This is a genomic window from Kitasatospora sp. NPDC091257 (assembly GCF_044757675.1).
Lineage (GTDB): Bacteria > Actinomycetota > Actinomycetes > Streptomycetales > Streptomycetaceae > Kitasatospora > Kitasatospora lactacystinica.
In genome coordinates, this window is record NZ_JBIVVI010000639.1 from 1 (window position 1) to 5266 (window position 5266).

3 protein-coding genes are annotated in these 5266 nt (G+C 72.7%); all 3 read right to left on the reverse strand.

The features are described from left to right. Positions 1–42: 42 nt before the first annotated feature. A complete protein-coding gene (locus ACIQOV_RS26195) occupies positions 43–3084 on the reverse strand; it encodes an alpha-mannosidase (RefSeq protein ID WP_401052435.1) in 3042 nt (1013 codons plus the stop codon). 44 nt (positions 3085–3128) lie between these two features. Continuing rightward, positions 3129–4385 carry a glycosyl hydrolase gene (locus tag ACIQOV_RS26200; RefSeq protein WP_401052437.1) on the reverse strand — a complete coding sequence of 419 codons (1257 nt, stop codon included), beginning with the start codon at positions 4383–4385 and terminating at the stop codon, positions 3129–3131. A 58-nt stretch (positions 4386–4443) separates the two neighbouring features. Beyond that, the coding region (locus ACIQOV_RS26205) for a carbohydrate ABC transporter permease (protein WP_401052438.1) at positions 4444–5266 on the reverse strand (823 nt) is incomplete at its 5' end.

Genomic DNA, 5266 nt, shown 5'->3' on the forward strand with positions numbered 1-5266 from the left:
GGCGCCCCGGCCGCGGGGCCGGGGCGCCGAACAGCGTAGACGTCAGGCCGCGGCCCGCAGGCGCAGGGTGACCAGCTCGAACGGGCGCAGCGCGAGGCGCACCGCGCCGTCCTCGACGGACACCTCGCCGCGGGTGCCGTCCCAGGGCCGCTCCAGCAGGTCGCAGGGGACGGCGCCGGCCAGCGGGAAGGAGGTGGTCAGCCGGCCCCGGGCGCGGCCGCCGCCGGCCTCGTAGACCCGGACGATCAGGTCCCCGCTGCGGTCGTCGGCGAGCTTGACGGCGCTCACCACCAGGGCGTCGTTGTCCAGTTCCACCAGCGGGGCGACCTGCTCGGCGCTGCCGGTGACCCGCCGCTCGGGCAGGCCGATCCGGTAACCCTCGCGGACGGCGTCGCCGATCGCCGCGCCGGGCACCAGGGCGTGCCGGAAGCGGTGCAGGCCCTGGTCGGTCCTCGGGTCGGGGAAGCGCGGGGCGCGCAGCAGCGAGAAGCGGACCGTGGTGGTGGTGCCGCCGTCGTCGGGGCGCACGGTGCGGGTGACGTCGTGGCCGTAGGTGGAGGCGGTGACCAGGGCGACGCCCCAGCCGGGCTCGTCGAAGTGGACGAAGCGGTGGTTGCAGGCCTCGAACTTGGCGGCGTCCCAGCTGGTGTTGGTGTGGGTGGGCCGGTAGAGGTGGCCGAACTGGGTCTCGGCGGCGTAGCGCTCGGTGTGGACGTCGAGCGGGAAGGCGGCCTTGAGGAACTTCTCGGTCTCGTGCCAGTCGACCTCGGTGTCGATGTCCACGCGCTGTTCGCCGGCCGGCAGGGTGAGGGTCTGGACGACGGTGGAGGAGCCGAAGGAGCGGGTGATCCGCGCCGAGGCCGCGGCGGGGGACGCGGTGGCGGTGAGCGAGTCCACGCCGGTCAGGTCGGTGACGGTGTTGCGGTAGAACTGGTCCACGTCCCAGGCGTCCCACATGTTGGGGAAGTCGGGGTGCAGCTGGAGCAGGTTGGCCCGGCCGCCGGGGGCGACGGTCTCCCGGCCGGTCGCGAGCTCGACCACCGAGGCGATCAGCCCGTCCGCGTCCACGACGACCTCCAGCAGGCCGTTGCGCAGCGTGAAGCCGCCCTCGGCGCGCTCGACGGCCTCGCAGGTTCCGCTCGGCGGGGCGGTGGTGCCGGCCCCGCCGCCCGGCACCGCCGAGCGGGTGTGCGGCGCCGCGTTGAACACCAGCTCGCGCCCGCCCGAGGGCGCCCCGGCCAGTGCCTGCTGGGCCGCGCCGATCAGCCCCTCCAGCTCGTCGGCCAGCGCCGCGTACGTCGCCTCGGCCTCGCGGTGCACCCAGGCGATGGACGAGCCGGGCAGGATGTCGTGGAACTGGTGCAGCAGCACCGTCTTCCAGATCCGGTCCAGCTGTTCGTACGGGTAGTCCGCGCCGGTGCGCAAGGTGGCGGTGGCGCACCAGAGTTCGGCCTCGCGCAGCAGGTTCTCGCTGCGCCGGTTGCCCTGCTTGGTCTTCGCCTGGCTGGTCAGGGTGGCCCGGTGCAGCTCCAGGTAGAGCTCGCCGACCCAGACCGGCGGGTTCGGGTACTCGGCCTCGGCCTTGGCGAAGAACTCGGCGGGGTTCTCCCAGCGGACGACGGCCGAGCCCTCCAGGTCGTTCATCCGGGCCGCCTTGGCGACCATCTCGCGCGTCGTGCCGCCGCCGCCGTCGCCCCAGCCGGTCGGCGCGAGCGAGTGCCGGGCGACGCCCTTGTCCTTGAAGTTCTTCGCCGCGTGGGCGATCTCGCTGCCCTTCATCGAGCAGTTGTAGGTGTCCACCGGCGGGAAGTGGGTGAAGATCCTGGTCCCGTCGATGCCCTCCCAGAGGAAGGTGTGGTGCGGGAACTTGTTGATCTGGCTCCACGAGATCTTCTGCGTCAGCAGCCACTTGGAACCGGCGTTGCGGATGATCTGCGGCAGGCCGCCGGTGAAGCCGAAGGTGTCCGGCAGCCAGGCCTCGTGGTTCTCCACCCCGAACTCGTCCAGGAAGAACCGCTTGCCGTGCACGAACTGCCGGGCCATCGCCTCCGAGCTCGGCATGTTGGTGTCGGACTCCACCCACATGCCGCCCGCCGGGACGAACCGGCCCTCGGCGACGGCCTTCCGTACCCGCGCGTACACCTCGGGGCGGTGCTCCTTGATCCAGGCGAACTGCTGGGCCTGGGACATGGTGTAGCGGAAGTCCGGCTCGTCCTCCAGCAGCGCCGTCATGTTGGCGGTGGTGCGGGCCACCTTGCGGACGGTCTCGCGCAGCGGCCAGAGCCAGGCCGAGTCGATGTGCGCGTGGCCGATCGCGCTGATCCGGTGCGCCGAGGGCACGGCGGGCGCGGCCAGCACCCCTTCGAGCTGCGAACGGGCGGCCGCGGCAGTGCCGTTGACGTCCTGGAGGTCGACGGCGTCGAGCGCCCGCTCGACCGCGCGCAGGATGTCCCAGCGGCGGGCGCCCTCCACCGGCAGCTCGGCCATCAGCTCGCCGAGCACCTCCAGGTCCAGCACCAGCTGCCAGACCGTTTCGTCGAAGACGGCCAGGTCCATCCGGGCCAGCTTGTACTGCGGCTGGTCGCCGGACGTCTCCTTGTCACCCAACTCGGTGGGCAGGAACGGGTGATAGTCCAGGATGACCGGGTTGGAGGCGGCCTCGACGTGCAGCAGCACCTGCTCGCCGCCGGCCGCCGGGGCGGCGATCCGCACCCACTGGTTCTGCGGGTTGAGGCCCTTCACCGGGGAGCCGTCCGGGCGGTAGACCAGGCCCTCGCACTGGAAACCGGGCATGTTGGCGTCGAAGCCGAGGTCGATCAGCGCCTCGACGGTGCGCCCGGCCCACGCCTCGGGGACGGTACCGGTCACGGTGATCCAGCTGGTGCCCCAGGGCGCGCCCCAGGCGTCGCCCACCGCGATCGGGGTGCGCGGAGCGGCCAGGCCCTCGGCGACCGGGACGGGCTCGCCGGGGGCCGTCCAGATGCCGACCTCCAGTGGGACGGACTCGGGGTACACGGCCGGGCGAATGCGCTCGTCCAGGACGCGCTTGAGGCGGGACTCGACCAGGGTGCGGTCATCGTGCATGTCAGCGGGCTCCGTTGCGGGCTGGGTTGCGGGCTGGGTCGCGGTCAGAGAGAACGTACGTCGCAGGGGTGGACCACCTCGGTGATGCCGCGCGCGGCGAGGTGGACGCGGTCCTCGGCGCGCTCGGCGAGGACCGCGGTCGGGCGGGCGCCCGCCTCGGCGAGGCGCATGAACGCCTCGTACGCCGAACCGCCGGGGCCGCAGACCGAGCGGCCGGGCGAGGTGACCTCGTCGCCGGTGGCGACCACCACGGCGGTGCTGCGCGGCTTCGGCGGCTGCCAGGAGCGGCGGGCCTCGGCGGCGGCCTCGGCGAGCCGGGCACCGGCCGGTTTGACCGTCCGGTCGGTGGTCAACAGGCCGAGGCTGTACTCCAGTTCGGGGAAGTCGGCGAGCGAGCGGTCCACGTCGTGCGAGCACCACCAGGTGACGCCCCACAGGTCCGGGCAGTCCAGGACGGCCTCCACGGTGGCGCCGGTGAAGCGCGCGGCGTCCTCGGCCGTGATGTGCGGGGCGGGCGCGCCGACCTCCTGCAGCCAGACCGGGCGGGCCGGGTCGTCCGCCCAGGCCTTGGACAGCTCGACCAGGTACGCGGCGTGCTGCGCGGTGGCGGTGGAGTGCGCGCCGTAGCGCTGGGCGGTGCCGTTGAACACCCAGGAGTGCACGGCGGTCGCGGCGCCGATCCGGGCCGAGTGCCAGGGCGTGAACGGGTGCTCGTCCAGGTACCAGGCCGCGTCGTACGAGGCGTGCAGGTGCAGCCGGCCGGGGGCGCCCTGCTCGCAGGCGTCGAGCATCCGGCGCAGCCAGGCCTCCGCCTCGGCGGGGGTGGCCCGGTCCGGGTCGGGGTGCGGGGCGCCGGAGAACTGGTTGATCTCGTTGCCGAGCGTCATTCCGAGGAAGTTGGGCCGCTCGTGCAGCGCCCCGGCGAGGGTGCGCAGGTAGGCGGCCTGGCCGTCGAGCACCTCGGGGTCGGTGAAGATGTTGCGCCGGTGCCAGGTCCGCGTCCAGGACGGGAGGAAGTCGAAGCTGGACAGGTGGCCCTGCAGGCCGTCCACGGCGACGTCCAGTCCGCGCTCGCCGGCCGCGTCCACCAGGGCCGTCAGCTGCTCGACGGCGCGCGGACGGATCAGGGTGCGGTTGGGCTGGAAGACCGGCCAGAGCGGGAAGACCCGGACGTGGTCCAGGCCGAGGGCGGCGATGGAGTCGAAGTCGGCGCGCACGGCGTCGAGGTCGAAGTCGAGCCAGTGGTGGAACCAGCCGGCGCTGGGGGTGTAGTTGACGCCGAAGCGGGGGGCGGTGGCCATCGGAGAGCTTCCTCAACGGGTTCGGGGCGTACGGACGGTGGGCCATCCCTGGGGCGGGCTATCCCTTGACGGCTCCCTCCTCGACGCCCTTGAAGAAGAAGCGCTGGCAGACGCCGAACACCACGACGATCGGCAGGAAGGCGATCATGGTGCCGGCCGCGATCAGCCGGGGGTTGGCGGAGAAGGTGCCGTTGAGGTACTGGAGCCCGACGGTGAGGGTGTACTTCTGCGGGTCGTTGAGCACGATCAGCGGCCACAGGAAGTCGTCCCACGCGCCGATGAAGGTGAAGATCACGATCACGCTGAGCATCCCGCGCACGTTCGGCAGACCGATGTGCCACAGCCGCTGCCAGACGTTGGCGCCGTCCACCAGCGCGGCCTGGTCGAGTTCGGCCGGGACGGCGGCGAAGGCGGTGCGCATCAGCAGCACGTTGAGCATCGCGATCGAGCCGGGCAGCGCGACCCCGGCCAGGCTGTCGGCCAGGCCGAGACCGCGCACCAGCACGTACTGGGAGACGATGGTGACCTCGCCGGGCAGGATCAGGGTGGCGAGGAAGAGGCCGAGGACGAGCTTCGCCCCGCGGAAGCGCAGCCGGGCGAGCGCGTAGCCGGCCAGGGTGCAGCCGACCACGTTGCCGGTGATGCAGACCACGGCGACGATCACCGAGTTGAGCGCGTAGGTCCACACCGGGATGACGTCGGCGACCTTGCCGTAGTTGCCCAGGGTGGGCTGGTCGGGCAGGAAGCTCGGGGTGCGGGTGTAGACGTCCTCGGCGGGGCCCTTGAGGGAGGTGGACAGCTGCCACAGGAAGGGGCCGATGACCAGCAGCAGGACCAGCACCAGGAGCAGGTAGCGGGCGGCGGTCTGCGCGGTGGAGGGG